This is a genomic window from Alloacidobacterium dinghuense, assembly GCF_014274465.1.
Classification (GTDB): Bacteria; Acidobacteriota; Terriglobia; order Terriglobales; family Acidobacteriaceae; genus Alloacidobacterium; species Alloacidobacterium dinghuense.
The window spans coordinates 1381502-1400855 of sequence record NZ_CP060394.1; the positions used below are offsets into that span (position 1 = coordinate 1381502).

Here is a 19354-nt window from a genome sequence, read left to right on the forward strand (position 1 = left end):
CAGACGCTTCGACTGGACGCATCATCGTGCGGGCAGTTCCGAGACCACACAGTGAGAGAAAGGGAGCACCATGAAGAATTTCAATGAGTTGTCGGAACGCGAGATTCTCGCGCTGGCCATTTCTTTGGAAGAAGAGGACGAGCGCGTGTATGCAGACTTCTTCGAAGGGCTGCGCGAGAATTATGCCGGCTCTGCTGCTGTCTTCGACAGCATGCGACATGAGGAGTCGGAGCACCGCCGTCGTCTGATCGAACTCTATCGGCAGAAGTTTGGCGAGCATATACCGCTCATTCGCCGCCAGGACGTGAAAGGATTCGTCCAGCGCACGCCGGTGTGGCTGGTGCGTCCGTTGGGGTTGGACACGGTTCGCAAGCAGGCAAGCGCTATCGAAGTCGAAACGCGCAGGTTCTATGAACGGGCTGCGGCCCGAGCCCAGGATGCCAGCATCCGCCAGCTTCTCGATGATCTCGCGCAGGAGGAGCGCACGCATGAAGATCGCGCCCAGGAGCTAACGGAAGAAAAGCTGCGTCCAGACGTGAAAGAAGATGAGGACAAGGCACGCCGACGGCTGTTTGTGCTGCAAATCGTGCAGCCCGGCCTGGCTGGACTGATGGATGGCTCCGTTTCGACTTTGGCCCCGGTCTTTGCGGCGGCCTTGGCCACGAAGAACAGCTGGGATGCCTTCCTGGTCGGGCTGGCTGCATCGCTGGGAGCAGGCATCAGCATGGGCTTTGCGGAGGCGTTGTCCGATGACGGAAGTCTTACCGGACGCGGACACCCGTGGGTACGCGGGCTAATTTGCGGTGCCATGACAACGCTGGGGGGCATCGGTCACACCCTCCCGTTCCTTGTCCCGGAGTTTCGGATCGCCTTGGGGATTGCAATGGCCGTCGTGCTCGTCGAACTCGGGGTCATCACATGGGTGCGACACCGATTCATGGATACTCCGGTGTTTTCGGCAGCTCTGCAGGTGGGACTCGGCGGAGCGCTTGTGTTCATCACGGGCATCCTTATAGGAAGGTCGTAGAGTGTCGAATCAAGATTATTGTTCGCAAGCTGATAAAACTTCTGATCCAGAGCGTAAGCCGGAACGGGCATAGCTCCTATACAGCCGTCTATGGTTCAGATTTCCTGGCGCAGAGTCTCTTCTTGGCATACAGGTTTACGAATGATGCGGAACGGCAACCTGATTGGCAGCGGTGGCGAGAACAGTCTCGACGGCGCTGACGACAGCGTCGATGTCTTCGTCGTTGGTTTGCCAGTTGCACACGCTGATGCGCATGGCGCGTTGGCCCTGGAATGTGGTGCCGGTGAAGAATGCGGTCCCTTCGGCGCAGATGGCCGTGATGATCTGGTTCGTGAATATGTCATGATCTGCCACGGTGGCAGTGGGCGAAGGGTTCAGGAAGCGGACGAGGCCCTGGTTAATAATGGGCGTGTTGAGTGCCTCGGCATGTGGCAATGCGCCGATACGCGATGTGAGTTGGGTAGCGAAGCGGCAGCAGCGATCGACGAGAGAGGCGATGCCGTTACGGCCCAGCTCGCGGAGTGCGGCGTAGGTGGCGAAGCCGCGGGCGCGGCGCGACATTTCAGGATTGAAGTTGATCGGGTCGCGCGCGTCGGTGCTTGCAACGATGTAGGAGGCGCCTTTCGACATGGCTGCCTGATGCGCTTCGGGATGCGCGATGAAGGCGTATGCGGAGTCGTAGGGGACATTGAGCCACTTGTGGCCGTCGATGGCCCAGGAGTCAGCGAGGTGAGAGCCGTTGAGCAGGTACGCGTAGCTGGGTGAAGCGGCGGCCCAGAGACCGAAGGCTCCGTCGATGTGGACCCAGGTATTGTGGCGCTGAGCGATGGGGATGAGTGTGGCGAAGTCGTCGTAAATACCTTCGTTAACATCCCCTGCTTGAAGGATAACGATGGACGGAATCTCACCTGCCTGTTGCAGAGCTGTTTCGAGAGCTTCGGGCAGTAGCTGGCCTGCGTCGTTGGTAGCAAGGTAGTGGATGTTGGCGGAACCGATGCCGAGCATGCGGGTAGCGCTTACGGATGAGGTGTGGACTTTGCGGCTGGTGAAGACGCGGATGGCAGGAGCGGCGGCCAGGCCTGCTTCTTCGATGTCGATACTGAAGCGAGCGAGGACGTGGTGGCGTGCCGCAGCGAGTGCTGTGAAGTGGGCCATTTGGCAGCCGTTGGTGAACGCGAAGCTGGCCGTAGAGGGGATGTTGAGGATGTCTTTGAGCCAAGCTCCTGCGACCTCTTCGACGATGGCAGCGGCGGGGGAGTGGGCGTAGATGGCGGCGTTCTGGTCCCACGCTGAGGTGAGGAGATCGGCAGCGAGTGCGGATGGAAGGGTGCCACCGATGACCCAGCCGAAGAAGCGGCTGCCGGAGGAGCGATTGAGGCCGTCTTTGCAAGCTTCGATGAGCTCTTCGATGACTGTGGCGGCATCTATGCCGGTGTCTGTCAGCTCGACGCCGAGGGCGGAGCGGAGGTCATCGAGGGTCGCGGTTCCGGCGACGCGGGATTGAGGTCGGGCGATATATTCGAGGGCGTGATCGAACGCTAGTTGGAGGGGATGAGCTCCGGCAATGGTAGTCAGGCGATCAGGCATCTTAGTCACCTCCTTGTTTATTGGTTGTTATCTCATCACGTCGCAAGCGACTGGCGTTCGACGCTTATACTTGCACCAGTCGTTCGAGAACCTAAAGGCGCATAAGTACCACGCCGCCGACAAGCAGCAGCGCCCCTGCCAGACGTAATGGTGTAGCGGGGAGTCGCTCTAGCCCCATAAGTCCGAATTGATCGGACGCCAACGCTCCCAGCATCTGTCCTGCGACGACGAACGCCACCACCGTGCTCGCGCCTAACCGCGGGAGCAGTACGATCGACAGCACAATGTAGACCACACCTAAGCACCCGCCGGTCCACCCCCACCATGGGACCGCGGCCGCGATCGTAAAGGAAGGGCGTGGTGCCCTTTGCACGAAAATGACGACCAACATGGCCACGGTGCCAACGGCATAGCTCGTGAATGCCGCCCAGGACCAGGACGCTAGGCCGGATCGCAGTCTCGCGTTGATCGTGGCCTGCGTGACTGCGCTGACACCAGCAAGCAGGGCCAGGAGAGGCAAGAACGCGAACATAGCCGATTTCCACATCGTTTTTTGAGATTAGGCCCTTGCTGTGATATGAATCAAATGAATTGTTAGACTACATGACATAACTGATGATTATGCATAAAAGAGAACGATGAGGACGCCCTTCTGACGGTGCTCAACCTGAATCAATTGCGTGTGTTTCATGCGGTCGCAACGCTCAAGAGTTTTACGCGCGCAGCGGATGCTGTGCATCTCACGCAGCCAGGCATCAGCAAGCACATCAAGGAACTAGAAGAGTATTACGGGGTACGCCTGTTTGAGAGGCGGGCTCGGTCCATAGCCTTAACCCAAGCGGGAGAAATACTGCTGGCAGCTACGCAGCAGATCACTGTGTGCTTGGAGAAAGCCGAGAGACAGCTCAAAGAGCTTGGTAATGCTCCAAGCAGACTGGCTCTCGCGGCTACATTCACTGTTGGCCTCCACATTTTGCCAAGCCGCTTAGCAGTCTTCCGGCAGCAGCACCCCCAGATTGAGGCAACACTCGATATTTTCCCCGCCAAAATGATCGAAGAGAAGCTCTTGAAGGACTCATTCGATGTGGGTTTGGTAGGACACAAAATCAATAACAGAAGCCTGGTCACGGTCGAATTCTTTTCCGATGAATTGGTGGTGATAGTTCCCCCTCAGCATCCGTGGGCGTCACGAAACCGGAAAGTTCGACCGGAGGAGTTGAGAAAGGAGTCATTCGTCGCTACAGCGACGGATTCAGGAACTCGTCTGGTCGTGGAAGAGCGGCTCCGCCGAAATGGAGTCAAGCTGACCAAAGTGGCAGACTTTGGAAATATGGAAGCGGTGAAAAGAGCTGTCGAAGCCGGATTGGGAGTTTCCGTTCTTTCCCAAAGCGTAATTCAACGTGAGCTGTCGGCTGGGCTCCTTCGCATGCTGCCGGTAGCTGGCCGGGAAATGTACAGGAAGTTCTTTCTTGTCCATCGAAAGGAGCGGTATCTTTCTCCAGCCGCACACGTCTTCATTGAGTCTCTTTCTCTGACACAACGGCAATGAAATTTGAGACTTTCCTGCGAGGTTAACTGCATGACGAAGGGCTTGCCGTCCTTGCTCGGCGCGACTCCGTTCCACACGACATGTTGGCTTGTACGATCGAGAAGCGATCGGCATACGATGGAAGTGGTAATCGGGCTGGCAGAGACTGCTGCCGCTGCACGGCAGAGATCGGGGAAGGGAAGGCGGGGGCTGAGCGAGTGTCTACGAGTGCTTTCTACCGCTTTTCAGCGCTTATGTTCGCCATTGGTGCTCATCAGTTTCAGTGAGTTACATCTAAATGCAGTTCTGTCACGGCAGAGGTCGCGGGTTCGAGCCCCGTCGTCCCCGCCATACATTCCAAGAGATTTACGGAGCGTATGGACCTAAAGTGACAAGGAAATCTAGGTTCGATATGGGTGCAATAAGATTTCTACCGCCCATTTTGAGAGTGTTTTTCATCCTTCATTTCACCCAGATTTGGAACCATCATCTTCACAACCTTGCTCTGTGCTGCCCGCTTGTTCGTGCTCAATGCTTGTGTGTACACATCGAGAGTGATCCTGCTATTCGCGTGCCGTAAGAGCTCCTGGACGGTTTTGACATCCTCTCCGTTCGCGTTCAGTAAAGTTCCGAAGGAATGCCGGAACTCCCGCCCAAAGCGTTGCGATCGTTTGCTCGACCACGAGAGCCTGATCAGGCAAGTCAGGCACAACCTCTTGGATAACAAAGAGCGTGGCGAGGCCAAAGATCGTAAACCACCAGGTGTGGGCTATCACTATGTCATCCCTATTTGGCAATCCTTCATCCTTGGCAACTTCGAAGAAGAGCTGCACGAAACGTCCGAACAAAGGCGCGCCAATGTCGTTGATGTATTGTCCAGCGCGGACGCCGTTTCGGTTCTCAGGCCCGAAGAAGACATTGCGGAACTGCTGTGGATGGGCAATGCAGAATTGAATCAAGCCGCGTGAAGTCGCAAAAAGGTGCTCTTTCGGTGCAAGATGTTTAGCGGTAATCGCGTCGAAGTTCTGAATCATCAGCCCGATCGTCTCGCGGCTCAACTCGGCAAGAATGTATGATTTGTCCGGAAAATGCTGGTAGATCACGGCGTGCGTATAACCGATCTCTTTTGCGATCTCGCGAAGCGTCACGGCTTCGTAACCGCGATCGGCGAACATTTTTCCTGCAGCCGCAAGGATTTCGCCCCGCAACCTCTCCTTGCGCTCTACCCGGCGACTTGGTGATGTGGATGTCACTTCAAAAGCTTAGTCCATTTTGACGATATGTGCGACCAAATGTTAATTTATAACCATAGGTTTTAAACCATAGATTAAGTTGCAACCAATGGTTATCTTGATGCTCTAATAGTCAGATCGCTCATTTGGATGGGCGACCAAATCCGAGGCAAGAGGAGGATCCGATGAAAGTTCTGGTGATTGGAAGTTTGGCCTTCGTTCCCTCATCCGTCGGCCAACCACCTCTCTCATCAAGGCGATCCGATCGGCTGTGTAAGGGGCCTGTAAACGGTTCATGCGACAGATAACTGTGGAAACCCACGGGACTAGCGGAGTGCTAGCTGCGCAACTCACAAGCTCTGTCGTTCGCATCAGAGCATCATCTGCGATCTAAGAAAGGATCGTTTTATGTCAAACTTCCCCACACCGCTTGAAGAAGTCATTCATCACAACGTGATCAAGAACAACAAAACGGGAGGCCCGGTGCTGGAAATCGGGCCTATGCAGTTGCTGTGGAGAGCACTGGGAGAGACACGGGCTATACCTTCTCCATTTATGAGACCACGGTCGTGCCGGGCATGGGTATTCCCCTTCATAAGCACCCCTTTGCAGAATTTTTCTATGTACTGGAAGGCAAGCTGTCAATTGGACACTGGAACAGTCAGGGCGCCGCTGAGTGGGACGTGTACGAAGCCGGCGAGAGCGTGGTGGTGCAGCCTAATGCGCCTCACACGTTCTTCAACAAGAGTGAGCGTCCGTGCCGCATTCTGAGTGTGTCAACTTATCACCACGAGCGAATGATGAAGGATGTGGTGCATCCGGATGGCAAGACAGACTTCCTGCCTGCTCAACTCACCCAGGCCGACTTTGAGAAGTTGACCAAGTCCATGGAAAAGAACCAGACATTCCTCGTCGCCAACCATGCTTAGGATGGGGCGTCTCTTGAATCCACCTTTGAACTCAAGAGATGCACCGCGACGTAAGGACGGGGCTGCACAGATACGGTACCGCATCGTATCTTAGAAAGCCGGCTGGGCCGTATCGCTGCAAGAACAACCAAGAACGACAAGGAGAAAACACCATGTATTTAGTCACGGGCATTACCGGAAATGTTGGCAGCGCCACCGCGCGGCATCTGCTGAAGCAAGGCAAACAGGTGCGAGCACTTGTGCGCGATCGCGAGAAAGCGGCGAAGTGGGCAGACCAAGGCGTGGAGTTGGTGGACGGAGACTGGAACGATACGACAGCCCTGGCGGTGGCGCTCAAAGGTGTTGAGGGCGCGTTTGTTATGTTGCCGGCTGTATGGGCACCCTCGCCTGATTACCGAGAAGCAAAGAGCGTGATTGCGAACTATGTCGAGGCGCTGACCAAGGTAGTGCCCCCGCGGGTGGTAGCGCTCTCGTCGATGGGCGCGAATAGAACAAGCGGGGTAGGGAATGTCACGGCCTTATCACTTTTAGAGCAAGGTTCTCGCAGCCTGCCATCTCCGGTCGCATTTGTGCGCGCAGGCGCCTTTTTCGAAAACTTTCTTTTCGGCTTACAGGCTGCCCAAGGCGGAACACTACCGGTCTTCTACAATCCTACAAACCGGAAATCGACAATGGTCGCGTCAGACGACATCGGCGCAGAGGTGGCAACGCTTCTGACCGGGCCGGCGTGGTCAGGGCATCGTGTCATCGAGCTGGGTTCGATGGTGAGCGCCGATGAAGTGGCCGCACAATTGGGTGAAGTCCTGTCACTCGACGTAAAAGCCTTTGCGGTCCCACGTGCAGGGTGGGCGGAAGCGTTCCAGCAGTTCGGCATCCCGAAGGGCCACACTGGGCCTGCGGAAGAAATGTTTGAGAGCGTAAACGCGGGATGGATGGACCTCGGAATCACGGGTACCGAGCACGTAGCGGGTACGACGTCCGCACGTGATGTGTTCGCGGCCGCACAGAACGTCGTCAAGGCGTAGGTTCGGGGCAAGCAGCACCAGCGCCCTGGAGGGCGGGGACAGCCAGCCGTGGCGGCTTCGTGTTCGACCGGCTGTTCCTGCCTTTGCTGCTCAGCCATGCTTACAAGGTCAAGGACGGTCAGGAAGCCGCGATTGTTCTCTTGCGGTGAATGGTGCAGAAAGCCCTCGTTTAAGAGTTCACTCAAGCCGCGGGTCACGGTCGGTCTCCTACGAATTCCCGCACGCCACGCAGCACATTGAGCAGTGTTGCTAGGTACGCTTCTTCGCCCATCTCGCGGATCATCTTGGCATTGGCTTTGATCCATTGATCCTCGGACACTATCGCCGGCTCGACCAGGCAATCAAGGGGTTCATGAGCATGCGGGCGACGGGGTCTTCAGGCCATTCCTCTTGCGGCATGGCACACCCCGGTCCTTATAATAGCGCGTATGTCAAAGCCTGGTTTCATTGAGCCGAGCCGCAGCAAGTGACAAAACCGTGCAGACTCCTGATGTTATTAAGTTATGATGCGAAGCACACGTTGCCGATCTCGAATTCGGACGCCAGAACGTACAGGATAGGAAACATTAAATGTGGCGGGCGGATCGGAAATTCAGTCAAATTGAGCCAGCCCTGAATCCTCTTCCGAATGATCGCCCGTGCGATTATGAGACTCCTCGCAATCGCCGCGCCATCTCTTTAACCTTGTCCTTGAGTTCATCGGCATTCAGGATTGCCAGCGACGAACGCCGACAATTTTGGACGTAGACGACCAGGTTTGCATCTGTTCCAACCACGCTTGGAAACAGAACACCTTGGATACGGTGCTTTGCCAGAACAGAGACCACCTCCATAGAAACAGAAAGATTATCGAGCGCGAGACAAAATTGTCGCAGATGCCGCGACCTTTAAACGCGGACTTCTTCTGAGATCGACTAAACGGCTCAGGGACACAATAACTGCGAACACGATCCGAGGATATTTCTCAAGGGAGATCTGCGCCTGGCCCCCAAGCCTGAGCTTGCGGGCCAGCACCTCGCCGCTTGCACCGGCATCCGACAAGTAGACAGCCCGAGTACCCAACGGTGCGAAGCGGCCACCATATTTTTTCGCTCCCGCACCACTCAACACTTCGGCTGGATCCATGAACCGGTATTCGCTACGAAAGTACTGACCGGCAAGAGGAGCAGCATTCTTTACCCAGGAGTCAATGACGGAATGCTCGGCTCTGCTTAAGCTCAAACCGGTTGTCCTTCGCGCAATCGCCTGTCTACAGAGACATGGTCGGCCTCAGCCAATTGCGCGGCGCGCTGGTAGACATCATTGAGAAGTTGAACGCTCTTCATGGTGGCTCCCTTTGAATAGCGGAATGATTGCGCAGCAGGTGGCCATCGACCATCCTGATCTCGTCGAGCGCTTGATTTTGTTGGGCACAGGTCCGCGCGGCGGAGAGGGCATGACTTTCACGGAGCTCTCAGCTGAAGAACAAGCAGATCCGGTTGCATTCCTCTGGGAGCATTCTTTTCTCCTTCGCCGACGAACAATCAATGCAATCGCTCCAGCTGAGTTGGGGGCGAAACTCGTGACGTAGATCGAGCCTGCATTTCCCAACATCTTCGGAAAAGTACCAACAGGTTCTAAAGATCCATGATGCCGCGCTTCATCGCAATCGTGACCGCATGAGTGCGATCGTTTGCATCGAGCTTGGATAGGATGCTCTTCAGGTGGTTCTTGACAGTGTGTTCCGAAATGTTGAGATTCGACGCGATGATCTTGTTCGAGCTGCCATTTGCCACTCCATAGAGAACTTCGAGCTCTCGTGCCGTGATCAAGTCGTCGCCAGCGTGTTCGGCCATCACCTCGGCAATTTCGCGGGGAATACGCTTCCGGCCACTGTGAACCAGTCGAATCGTTTCCACGAGTTCGGTGCGAAGCAAATTCTTCAAGAGGTAACCGACGGCTCCCGCCTTGAATGCTCGAAGAGCCTGCATATCGCCTGCCGCCGTCGTGAGGACAATGATTCGCGCTTGAGAAAATTCCTGTCGAATTGCCGCGACGGCCGCGATGCCGTTCACCCTGGGCATGCGTATATCCATCAATGTAATGTCAGGCCGGTGCTTACGAAAGAGTATTAGGGCTTCATCGCCGTCGCTGGCTTCTGCAACGACACGCATATCCGGCTGGGCATTAATCTCTCCGGAAATCCCCGCCATCATCAACGGGTGATCGTCCACGGCCATAACGCGAATGACGGGTGAATCCGCCATAAAAAACGGGGCCCCCAGACGCTGGAGAAGTACACAGGGATATTACTATCAATGCTCCGAAGCGATCCTACCTCGAAAGGGCTATTTCCCCTTACCACCATTGAGATTTGTCCAGCGATGGATTAGCAGCTAACGTTTATGCCTTGCAGAGATTGTTTTCCATGTTTCCCGCCGGTGCGCCGGGAATTGGCCTCCTGATCCTTCGCCTATGCGCTGCCGCGACGCTCGTTCGCAACGCGGTCCTGATCGCGGCGCCTGCGCTTCCGTGGTGGGGAAGTGTTGCCTTGCTCGTTCTTGTCGTTGGACTGTGCATTGGTGTGTTCACCCCGGCCGCCTGCATTGCTTCCATCCTTGCGCAAATCGTATTGCTGATCTGGGCTGCTCATGGAGATCCGTTTGAATTCGTGTTCTCGCTCAGTGTTACATGGGCTCTTCTTTTTCTGGGTCCTGGCGCATTCTCGTTGGATGGCCGAATGTTCGGACGCCGGCGGATTCATCCGTCAAATTCCAGATGAACGGCACATTCCGGCTATACGGCCACGTGCGCACGCTTCGGCGCTACTTTCATCCGGGCAGCTAATTCGTTCGAATCCAGTGGCAGCGGGAAGTCAATCATCAGTGTTATCAGGTGTCGTTACGTATTTCCGGCGTTGCTACAGACTAGAAGTGGTTACTGATCCCAACAGAATCGCTATTGTCTGTCGCTTGGTGATTCCCCCAAACCTTTTGAAACCATGGGGTCGAACTGTCCTTCCTTTTCGATACGTAGGCCAATCGTGCTGGAACTCTGAGTTCCACCTCGGTCCCTGCGCCCAATTGACTCCATACATCGACAACCGTCCCGATTTTCTTGGCCCTTTCCCTCATGTCGGGGAAGCCCCAATGGCCCCTTCGATGTCCTTGCTTTAAGATTTTCGGGTCGATACCCTCCCCGTTGTCGCGGATTCGGAGTCGTACCTGGTTCTGTTCGTAGTGAACTTCTGCTTCGATGTGGCTCGCGCGCGAGTGCCGGAACGCGTTGCTGAGAGCCTCTTTCCCAATTTGTAATAACTCATCGCACACGATGGGATAAAGCGGGCGTAGCGCCCCGTTCACAACGACGTTAAATTGGCAAGGATAAAGCTCTTGAAATTGACGTCCTGCTTCCGCGAGTTCGCTTGACAAGTCTCTCGTAGCCTCGGTGGTGCTGCGGAGACCTAACAGAAGCTCTCGACCCTCTTTCATGACGTCGTCGGACTGCCGAAGCGCATTCTCGAAGATGCCGCGGGCGGGCTCATTGTGTGGCAGTTGGGAAGTTGCCGTGTGAAATCGCAGGAACAGTCCTTGGATGCTCTGGAGCAGAGTATCGTGAAGATCGCGAGCAATTCTTTCTCGCTCCGCCAGTCGCTCGTACATGCGCTCTTGAACCCGGTGGGTTACTTGTTTTAATCGCATTAGATACCCGAGCCACAAAATGCCGATCCCTGCCAGGACGCACAGAGCCTTGAACAGCAACGTCTGCGTGAAGGAAGGGGGTATCGTGAATGTGAACCCAGCGCCGGCTTCATTCCATACGCCATCGTTGTTGCAAGCCACGACGCGGAAACGATACTGCCGGGGAGGGAGGTTCGTGTAGCGCGCCAACCTTTCCTTCACCGGTTCTCGCCAGTCCTCATCGTATCCTTCCAACTTGAACCGAAAACGGACCATTTCCGGATCAGTCAGACTGAGAGCTGTGAAATGGAATTCGAGCGTTTTGGTTTTGGGACGGAGCTTCAATCCGTCGGCGGGGTTGTAACTGCGGTCGTCAGCGACGATGCTTTCGATCAAAACCGGCGGAGGAACCTGGTTTCTCGGCACGTGCTCCGGGTCGAGTCCTGCAATCCCCTCTCTAGTAGAGAACCATATCCTACCGTCCGCGGCACGCACGACCTGAGTGGGTAGTCCACGCAGCCCGTCCCGGGTATTAATCATCATCCCCTGCATGCGATAGGCAGGAGATGTCATCGCGCGGTTCAATTCCTGCGCGCTCACGCGAAGAATTCCTAACGCCCCGGCAATCCAGAAGGTTCCGCTCTTGTCTTCTACAAGCCCTGAGATCAAATTGCCGGGAAGGCCATTGTCCTGCGAGAGTGTTGTAAATCGTGAACCGTCGAAGCGGCTAAGTCCGCCCTGCGAAGCGACCCAGACGTGGCCGCTGTTATCGGAGTTGATAGCGAGAACTGTGCCACCAGGAAGGCCGTCTTCGGCTGCGTATCGCCGGTACGATGAACCATCGAAAACTGCAACAGCTCCGTTCTCGAAGGCCAGCCAAATCTGGCCCTTTGCATCCGGGAAGAGGATCCGACAGCGATAGTTCGGAAGCTGCGACGGCTGACTCAGATCCTCCCACTTGCCGTTTCGAAACCGAAATACCTTATCAATACTTTCTTTAGTCCAAGCGGCAATCCACAGATTACCGGCAAAATCCTTAGCAATGGCTTCAATGTTAGCTCCGTCGACACCGGGAGGTAACGGGAAAGCGGTGAACTTTCCATTGACCCCTCTGGATATCTCGGTGGCTCCGGCAACCCATATCTCGTTGTCGTGCGCCGCGTAGATGCTCAGGATGCCATTAGGCTGGACTCCTCGGCCGGCGGGAATCCGGAAGAGAGAAAATTGCTGTCCGTCAAAACGGCGGACGATGTCGAGAGAAGAGTTGTAGAGCCAGAGGTTTCCTCTCCCGTCGGCAGTAAGTCCAATTTGGTCGACCTGATTGAGGCCCTCGCGCGCTGAAAACGGAAAGACCTTGCTCTCACGAAAGCGATCAAGTCCTCCTGACGTGCCAAACCATACGTTTCCTTCCCGGTCGAGAAAGGTCGTAAAGACCATTCCCCCGGACAGGTCATCACTCGTCCGGAATTCATCCAGGGGCTGATTTTTCGGCTGCGCAAGATTACGAATCCGCCGTAATCCCCCGCCGACCAGTCCGACAAAGACACTTTGATTGCTGTCGAACAGCAGGCATTGAGTCTCGGCCCCCATCGCAATCGTCGTGGGTTTGGCGGCCACTACGGTTCGGCCGCCAAGACGCGTGATCGCCCCATTGCTCGTGTCCGCAATCCATGCTGTTCCATCTGATGCTTGAGCCATACTCCACACCTGGCCGACGGCCAGTCCAGTGGGCGAAAAGTGCCGCGCTCCTGGAGCGAGAGTCAAAACCGTGTTCCTTAACACGTGATTGCGACTGAGGTGAAAATCAAAACCGTCAGTCGCAACCCACAGATACCCCGCCGAATCGACAAGAAGTGCCTGTGCCGCAGGAGCTGGATAGCCCATCTCTCCTCCAGTCCGAATCCAGCGTCCGCTTTCCAGCCGCATGAAGCCATATGTACCGGCAGCCCAGATGCGGCCGTCATGATCTTCCGCGATCGAAACGATAGGGCCATTGGGGAAACCGTTTCCTGGTGGATAATTTCGCAGGTGCCCATCGCGAAGAACACCGATTCCACCCGAGTAATAGCCAATCCAGAGAGAGCCGTCGTGCGACACATGTAGTGCACAAATGGAATCGCTAATGAGACGTTCCCCCGCTTTTGGGCGCCAGGCGGTAAAGCTGATGCCGTCGAACCGATAGAGTCCAGCATGTGTGCCAGTCCACAGATAGCCATCTGGCGTCTGAGCGATCGCTTCAACCGGCCCGGGAATTCCGTCTTTGGCTGTCCAGGCAGTGTGGATGAACTGGGTGATAAGCTTACGCGGATCCAGTCCCCAGACCGGTCGTTCGACCGTGAACACGGTGACAGGCAGGAGCAAACCTGCGATCAACGTTCTGAAGAGACGGTTTCTCACGTGCCCAGATCCAGTGTGACTCGCTCGTGTTTCCGGTGCCGGGTTCGGGCCCGGATGTTGCGGAGTTGGTTGGAAACTCGACCACCTCTAAGCAACATGCGACACACGCGAGATGATAAGGCATGAATTTAATCAGCCTCATGCCTCGAAAGGGCCATAGCCTTGCGACTCCACCGAGTCTTGCGCGCTTTGCAGCATCTGCTTACTGTCGTTCCTAAATATTGGTTTGTGTAGCAATGTGCCTCATTACGGCCCATTTCACGAGGAGAATTGTGATGATCACCAAAATCGAAATCGAACGGTTCAGCGTAATCAGCCTGAAGCCTTTCGCAGAGATTCTGGCTGCAATCAATGCAGGTATTGCCCATCCCAACATGGCTGATTTGTTCTCCTCGATTCAGCGAGCGAAATCTAGTGCAGAGATGGAAGACACACTCCAGAAGACGATTGGACCGTGTGGGCTCATGTTATTTGCCACCTTCGACCAAGGGGCCGTCATTGACAAGGGGGTGGAGCACGGCGCTCGAGGCGTCGTACGTCTGCTGATCGGTAACCCACTGATCATGGCGAGTATGGCAAGGCATGTTCCAGATGCTGGATCGTATGCGCCTGTCACCGTCCTGGTCGATGAACGCGCGGATGGAGTTCATATTTCCTACGACAGAATGTCAAGCTTTCTCGCGCCTTACGGGAATTCCGAAGCATTGAAAATTGCGCTTGATTTAGACGGGAAAATCGAACGGTTGTTAGAGCAGGCGGCGTCCTGAGGAGGCGGATGCCTACACGACGATCATGGCTAGATGGCGCGCTTACGCATAGTACTGACCATAGACCGACCGGACTCGGCGGATAACAGAGCTTCCGGCTCAATCCTAGCTTCCCGAGAGTGATGGATGCACCTTTGCAAATTTCAAAGAATCGATGCTGAATGTCTGCTTCTTCTCATCCTGCTCTTGTGGGATTGGAAAGCTACTTCGCAATGTTCGGCGATCGCAAGCACGCCGGAAGTCGCATCGTCCTGCGCTAGCAGCTTCATTCCTGATGAAAAGGTGGCATCGATTGATCCGCAGCACCAGTACTCGCTGGCGGAGTTGATCGACATTGGTGAACGGAATAACCCGAATACCAGAATCTCGTGGGAGCGCGCGAAACAGCGAGCGAAGGCGCTCGGCATCGAAAAGAGCGAATACTACCCACTTTTAGCTGGGACGGTCTTGTTCGCCGACCAGCGCTCCATCTTGCCGTTCCCGGAGCCATTGGCACCGCGAGGCTACATTACGATTGAGTTGCCCCTCATTGAACCGCAGGTGCAACTGCAATATCTGCTGCTGGATTTTGGCGCTCGCAAGGCCAATGTAGATGCCGCAAAAGCAGAAGCGTTTGCAGCAGGGGCGCAGTTCATCAAGGCCAACCAGGACGTCGCTTACTCCATATCGGCCGACTATTATGCTCTGCTCACCTCACAAGAGCGCCTGCAGGCAGCGAAAGACATCCTCAAGACTGCGCAAATCACACAGGACGCGGCCGAAGCCAGATTGGCTAATGGACGAGGCACAATGCCTGACGTTCTCAATGCAACGGCTGAAACGGCGCAAGCAAGGTTTGATCTCGAAACAGCCGATGGTGACGAGAAGATCGCACGGGTAACTTTAGCAGAGGCGATCGGCGTCGAACCCTCCGCTGACATCTTCATCGATGCCAAAAGGGACACGCCTCTGCCTTCGGCTCTGGCATTGCCGATTGAACAACTGATCTCTCGCGCAATGGCTGACCGTCCAGACCTCCTGGCGCAGATGTTGGAGATTCGCCGCGCGGATGATGAGATCCGCGCGGCGAAGTCAGCCTATTGGCCACGAATTCTATTGTCCGGGAAGGCGGCGCAGACTTCGGGCTGGCCTACCACCGACCAGTCGCAGGGGGCGCTGGGCCACGCGAGTGAGCCAACATGGGCAGCGGCACTCAGTATCGAGTGGACAATCTTCGATGGTGGCGCACGAAAAAATCGCAAAGCTGAAGCGGAGTCTGCAGAGCGCCAAGCAGTCGACGAACTCCGAGACAAACGGGACCAGGCCACGCGCGAGGTGTGGACTGGCTATATCGCGTTTCGTACTGCTTTGAGGCAAGAGGAAGCGGCAGTTGCCTTGCTCAAGGCCTCGGACACATCTTATGCGGCCTCACTGGATGCATACAAATATGGTGTCAAGAATCTTGTGGATGTCGTTACAGCGGAGAAGGAACTAGCCACAGCGCGTCTATCCTCGGTCTCAGCGCGTTCACGACTCTTCACCGAAGCTGTTCGACTTGAATCCGTCACTGGAAGCCTGCTGCGGAACCTTGCTCCAACCACCACAACACAAGATAAGGACGGTAGCAGATGACGCGAAAGCATACGCTGCTGATCGATGGCTTTGTCATCTGCCTGTTGTGCTCCGGATGCAGCCGTGCTCCTTCGGTCAGCATTATCGGTTCATTCTTCCCGGTATGGATGATTTGCCTTGCTATTGGCGTGGTCCTTGCTTTCGTCGAAAGACGGCTTTTGTTGCGCTATGCGCTTGAGGACCAGGTGGGGCCGCTATGGCTGTTTTATCCATGTAGCGTAACTCTCATCGCGTGTATTACCTGGTTGCTTCGATTCCGATAGGACGCTCCTATGAGTGATGATCAAACCCGCAAAAAATTCGGTTGGTGGCTCCGCGTTGTCGTCATCGCTGGAACAGTCGTAGCGTTGCTCGTAGTAGTTGTGGACACGGAGATTCATCCACGAACAGACGATGCGAGCGTCAGAGCAAATTTCATCGCAATCGCCCCGGAGATCGAGGGCCGTTTGGTCAAACTACCCGTCAGGGACAACGCCTTTGTCAGAAAAGGCGATCTGCTTTTTGAGATTGATCCTCGAGACTACGAATATGCCCTCCGGCAAGCGCTCTCAGATCAGGACAATTTGGAACAACGCATTATTGACCTACGAAGAAAGATCGCCGCGCAGGACCGCGCCGTGGACGCCGCGAACGCAACAGTTCGCGTCTCGGTGACGGGAACCAGAACTTCCAGTAGCGCGGTACAGGCCGCCAAGGCGGCAGTTGTGCGCTCGCAGGCAGCAGTGGATGCAGCACATGCTCACCTGGCATATGCCATCAATGATCTTCACCGGCTCGAACCGCTGCTGGAGAAGCGCTATGTCACTGTCGATCAAGTGGACCAGGCAAACACAACCGTTCGCGTTGCAAAAGGCGACTATGAGCAGGCTCAGGCAGCGCTCGCCGAGGCTCAGGCGCAGGAGGCGGAAGCCGAACTTCGACAACAGCAGGCCACTGACCAGGTATTTCAGTCGAGAGCTCAACTCGGGCAGGCTATACATGTAGTCGATACTCTCGACATCCTTGAGTCGCTGCGTCCTGGGTTAGCTGCGAAGGTCGACCGCGCCCGTCTCGACCTTGAAAGGTGCCGGGTAGTTGCGCCATTCGATGCTTATGTCACAAACATGAACATATCCGAAGGGGCCTATGCTCATGTTGGCTCCGCGATGTTCACACTGATCGATGCAAGACGCTGGTGGGTCATTGCTAACTATCGAGAAGGCAAATTCCGGCATATCCATGTCGGCTCAAAGGTTGACGTATATCTCATGGGTCATCCTGAGCGGAAATTCGAAGGCGTTGTTCAAAGTGCTGGCTACGGCGTCTTCCCAGAGGACGGAAACGTCTCGGACGGCCTCCCCAACATTGAGAGGACTCTCAATTGGGTGCACCTCTCGACACGCTTTCCAGTTCGTATCCTCATTCAGAATCCGGACCCCGCACTGTTTCGAATAGGCGCAACCGCGGTGACCATCGTGAGGTGAAGAATGCCGCTCAGTGCGACGCAATCCAAAACCCGATCATGGCTGCAATATTTGACACAGGATCTGCAGCCAACTCCTGGGCGGCTTGACGGCTCTCTGCGGATTACTTTGACCTCCGTCCTCGTGCTCATCACGATGATGGTTCTCCAAATGCCGTTTGTTGCTTACGCTCTGTACGTCATTTTCATGGTTGGCCGCGACAGCCCAGCCGTCACCTTACGCACTGGTTTTGCACTGTTATGCGCGGTGTCGTGTGCACTCGCGATTTCTCTGGTCGTCGTGATTCTGACCGACAACAATCCAATGGCAAGAGTACTTAGTTTGGCAACCATTACATTCGTCGCCGGCATGATCACCGTGGCAACGAGCATGCCCTCCTTGGGGTCGGGATGGGGGATCATCTTTAGTGTCGGAATCAGTTTCTGGGAGAACCACACCCGAGCAGACACGTTGGTAAAGAATTCCCTGTGGCTGCTGGCAGCATTTGCAACAGGGATTGCAGTTGCAATTGCGGTCGAATATCTGTTGGCCACACGTTCTCCTGTAGACAAACTCTCCGAGCAGCTAGGGATACGCTATCGCGCTCTCGAGACAATGTTCAAAGCATATGCGAGTAACTCTTCAGAACAGCAACGTCGGAGTGCGGCGGAACACGTTTCCCGATTGGCCGGGGCGGGTCACGCAGGAATGTTTCAACTCTATAGCCAACTAGCCGATCGCGATCTTAATAGGGGCAGTCTTCCAATGGGAGTGCACGCCCACATTACGATGCTTGCAGAACTATTGGACAGCTCCGCGGCGTTCGGTCTTCAGATAGACGTTGTAGATATCGAGATCCGATCTCGTTGTGAGGTCATCGCAAGACAGTGCAGTGAGCTTGCGAGTAAATTCAGGACCGATCCGGCACTGAATCTTAACCTCAGGAATTCAACAGCCTTCGCACATCTCGAGCGAGTTGAGATCATCATCCAATCGATCGGAACAATGTCCTCAGCCGCTGACGAGATGCGCCCTAATCTTGTAGCGCTTCCGTCCAAACAGGTTCCGTTGCTCATTTCTGGCGCAATCTCGAAGAGAGAGAATGTAGCTTTTGCACTCAAAGTCAGCCTCTGTGCGACGATTTGTTACATCCTGTACCACGCAATCGATTGGCCCGGTATCTCAACCTGCGTCATCACGGTTATGGTTGCAGGTTTGAGCCACAGCGGAGCTATGAAGCAGAAGCTGGCTCTCAGACTTCTTGGCGCAACTATAGGTGGCCTTGTCCTCGGTATAGGCGCAGAAGTTTTCTTGTTTCCATTTATGGACTCCATCACAGCATTGGTCGTCGTGATCGGCGCGATCGCCTTTCTATGCGCCTGGGTCGCAGGAGGGCCACGATTTAATTATGTTGGGTTACAGATGGCTTTTGCCTTCTACTTAACATCTCTTGAAGGATTCAGTGCGCCCACAGAGTTGTCACCTGCTCGTGATCGCTTTGTTGGAATATTGCTGGGTGTGGTCGTGATGTGGTTTGTCCTCGACCAGATTTGGCCGGTTCGTACGGTCACGGTGATGCGTCGTGTCGTTGTATCGGTTCTGAAAGATGCTTCGCGAGTAGTTGCGCTTATGGATGACAAGTTGTCCCTTCCAGATTACATGAGAGAGTCGGACGTCTTGAGGGATCGGCTTGGGAAACAGCTCTCCACGGTCCGGATGCTGAACGAGGCAACGCAATACGAACTCGGCGTGGAACATGAGAAACACATGCGCATGGGCGATACGTTTATGCGGATGTCAATGACCACTGTGGCGTTGATCTGGAATCAAGCGTCCCTTTTACATAAGGAGGCGCAGAGCGAGTTCTTGACTCAGCCCGCCCTCATCAGGCTCCGCCAGACAATTGCTGAGCGCCTATCTGCTATGGCTGACGCACTGGAAGAGCACGACTGTCTCCCGACAGGAGACGCTGCCGGCCCACTCGATGTGGCGCTGAGTGCAGGTGACGTCGACTCCGAATATTCCAGGAACACAATTGCTCGATACAACGAACTGCACGCAGTGGCGCTGTCTCTCGACCCGACCGGATGAGTGACTATCTCTCAGGGAAGCGGCGAGATAGAGGTCTTCCGGAGGGACTCTGCGCAACC

The 19354-nt window shown here is 55.3% G+C and carries 18 protein-coding genes; 11 read left to right on the plus strand and 7 right to left on the minus strand.

Annotation, left to right across the window (positions count from 1 at the left end; translation table 11 throughout):
• The first annotated feature begins 70 nt into the window (after positions 1–70).
• Positions 71–1027 (plus strand): iron exporter MbfA, encoded by a 957-nt coding sequence (gene mbfA / locus H7849_RS05620; protein ID WP_186743028.1) that lies wholly within the window; start codon positions 71–73, stop codon positions 1025–1027.
• A gap of 135 nt (positions 1028–1162) precedes the next feature.
• Here mbfA and H7849_RS05625 read toward each other — a convergent pair whose 3' ends face one another.
• Both H7849_RS05625 and H7849_RS05630 read right to left on the minus strand, forming a co-directional pair.
• Positions 1163–2614 (minus strand): pyridoxal phosphate-dependent decarboxylase family protein, encoded by a 1452-nt coding sequence (locus H7849_RS05625; protein ID WP_186744848.1) that lies wholly within the window; start codon positions 2612–2614, stop codon positions 1163–1165.
• A 91-nt stretch (positions 2615–2705) separates the two neighbouring features.
• A complete protein-coding gene (locus H7849_RS05630) occupies positions 2706–3146 on the minus strand; it encodes a DMT family transporter (protein WP_186744850.1) in 441 nt (146 codons plus the stop codon).
• Between the two features lie 126 nt (positions 3147–3272).
• Here H7849_RS05630 and H7849_RS05635 point away from each other — a divergent pair, with 126 nt between their 5' ends.
• Positions 3273–4163 (plus strand): LysR family transcriptional regulator, encoded by an 891-nt coding sequence (locus tag H7849_RS05635; protein WP_222439769.1) that lies wholly within the window; start codon positions 3273–3275, stop codon positions 4161–4163.
• Positions 4164–4572: 409 nt separating this feature from the next.
• Here the strand turns inward: H7849_RS05635 and H7849_RS26725 are convergent, their stop codons facing one another.
• Positions 4573–4764 carry a hypothetical protein gene (locus tag H7849_RS26725; protein WP_251106787.1) on the minus strand — a complete coding sequence of 64 codons (192 nt, stop codon included), beginning with the start codon at positions 4762–4764 and terminating at the stop codon, positions 4573–4575.
• Positions 4706–5395, minus strand: a complete 690-nt coding sequence (locus H7849_RS26730) for a TetR/AcrR family transcriptional regulator (RefSeq protein ID WP_285288931.1) — start codon at positions 5393–5395, stop codon at positions 4706–4708. Before H7849_RS26730 ends, H7849_RS26725 begins: the two co-directional genes overlap by 59 nt.
• A gap of 491 nt (positions 5396–5886) precedes the next feature.
• Between H7849_RS26730 and H7849_RS05650 the strand changes: the two genes are divergently transcribed.
• Both H7849_RS05650 and H7849_RS05655 read left to right on the plus strand, forming a co-directional pair.
• Positions 5887–6303 (plus strand): cupin domain-containing protein, encoded by a 417-nt coding sequence (locus H7849_RS05650; RefSeq protein WP_186744854.1) that lies wholly within the window; start codon positions 5887–5889, stop codon positions 6301–6303.
• Between the two features lie 152 nt (positions 6304–6455).
• Positions 6456–7328, plus strand: a complete 873-nt coding sequence (locus tag H7849_RS05655) for an NmrA family NAD(P)-binding protein (RefSeq protein ID WP_186744856.1) — start codon at positions 6456–6458, stop codon at positions 7326–7328.
• An 846-nt stretch (positions 7329–8174) separates the two neighbouring features.
• On the opposite strand, the gene H7849_RS27325 is transcribed toward H7849_RS05655, so the two are convergent.
• Positions 8175–8453 carry an RES domain-containing protein gene (locus H7849_RS27325; protein WP_432756539.1) on the minus strand — a complete coding sequence of 93 codons (279 nt, stop codon included), beginning with the start codon at positions 8451–8453 and terminating at the stop codon, positions 8175–8177.
• Positions 8454–8676: 223 nt separating this feature from the next.
• On the opposite strand from H7849_RS27325, the gene H7849_RS05660 reads away from it, so the two are divergent.
• On the plus strand, positions 8677–8898 hold the full coding sequence (locus tag H7849_RS05660; protein WP_186744858.1) for a hypothetical protein: 222 nt from the start codon (positions 8677–8679) through the stop codon (positions 8896–8898).
• Positions 8899–8944: 46 nt separating this feature from the next.
• Here the strand turns inward: H7849_RS05660 and H7849_RS05665 are convergent, their stop codons facing one another.
• A complete protein-coding gene (locus H7849_RS05665) occupies positions 8945–9574 on the minus strand; it encodes a response regulator (protein WP_186744860.1) in 630 nt (209 codons plus the stop codon).
• 161 nt (positions 9575–9735) lie between these two features.
• On the opposite strand from H7849_RS05665, the gene H7849_RS05670 reads away from it, so the two are divergent.
• Positions 9736–10089, plus strand: a complete 354-nt coding sequence (locus H7849_RS05670) for a hypothetical protein (protein WP_222439770.1) — start codon at positions 9736–9738, stop codon at positions 10087–10089.
• Between the two features lie 145 nt (positions 10090–10234).
• Here the strand turns inward: H7849_RS05670 and H7849_RS05675 are convergent, their stop codons facing one another.
• Positions 10235–13384 carry a sensor histidine kinase gene (locus H7849_RS05675; RefSeq protein ID WP_186744864.1) on the minus strand — a complete coding sequence of 1050 codons (3150 nt, stop codon included), beginning with the start codon at positions 13382–13384 and terminating at the stop codon, positions 10235–10237.
• Between the two features lie 275 nt (positions 13385–13659).
• Between H7849_RS05675 and H7849_RS05680 the strand changes: the two genes are divergently transcribed.
• From H7849_RS05680 to H7849_RS05700, 5 genes are all read left to right on the plus strand, one after another.
• The gene (locus tag H7849_RS05680) at positions 13660–14151 is read left to right on the plus strand and encodes a DUF302 domain-containing protein (RefSeq protein WP_222439771.1); all 492 of its coding nucleotides are present in this window, start codon (positions 13660–13662) and stop codon (positions 14149–14151) included.
• A gap of 126 nt (positions 14152–14277) precedes the next feature.
• The gene (locus tag H7849_RS05685; protein ID WP_186744867.1) at positions 14278–15762 is read left to right on the plus strand and encodes a TolC family protein; all 1485 of its coding nucleotides are present in this window, start codon (positions 14278–14280) and stop codon (positions 15760–15762) included.
• On the plus strand, positions 15759–16025 hold the full coding sequence (locus H7849_RS05690; protein WP_186744869.1) for a YtcA family lipoprotein: 267 nt from the start codon (positions 15759–15761) through the stop codon (positions 16023–16025). The genes H7849_RS05685 and H7849_RS05690 overlap by 4 nt, the downstream gene beginning before the upstream one ends.
• A gap of 9 nt (positions 16026–16034) precedes the next feature.
• Complete coding sequence (locus tag H7849_RS05695; RefSeq protein ID WP_186744871.1) at positions 16035–17225, plus strand: efflux RND transporter periplasmic adaptor subunit; 1191 nt, start codon at positions 16035–16037, stop codon at positions 17223–17225.
• Positions 17226–17228: 3 nt separating this feature from the next.
• The gene (locus H7849_RS05700) at positions 17229–19295 is read left to right on the plus strand and encodes an FUSC family protein (RefSeq protein ID WP_186744873.1); all 2067 of its coding nucleotides are present in this window, start codon (positions 17229–17231) and stop codon (positions 19293–19295) included.
• Positions 19296–19354 lie beyond the last annotated feature (59 nt).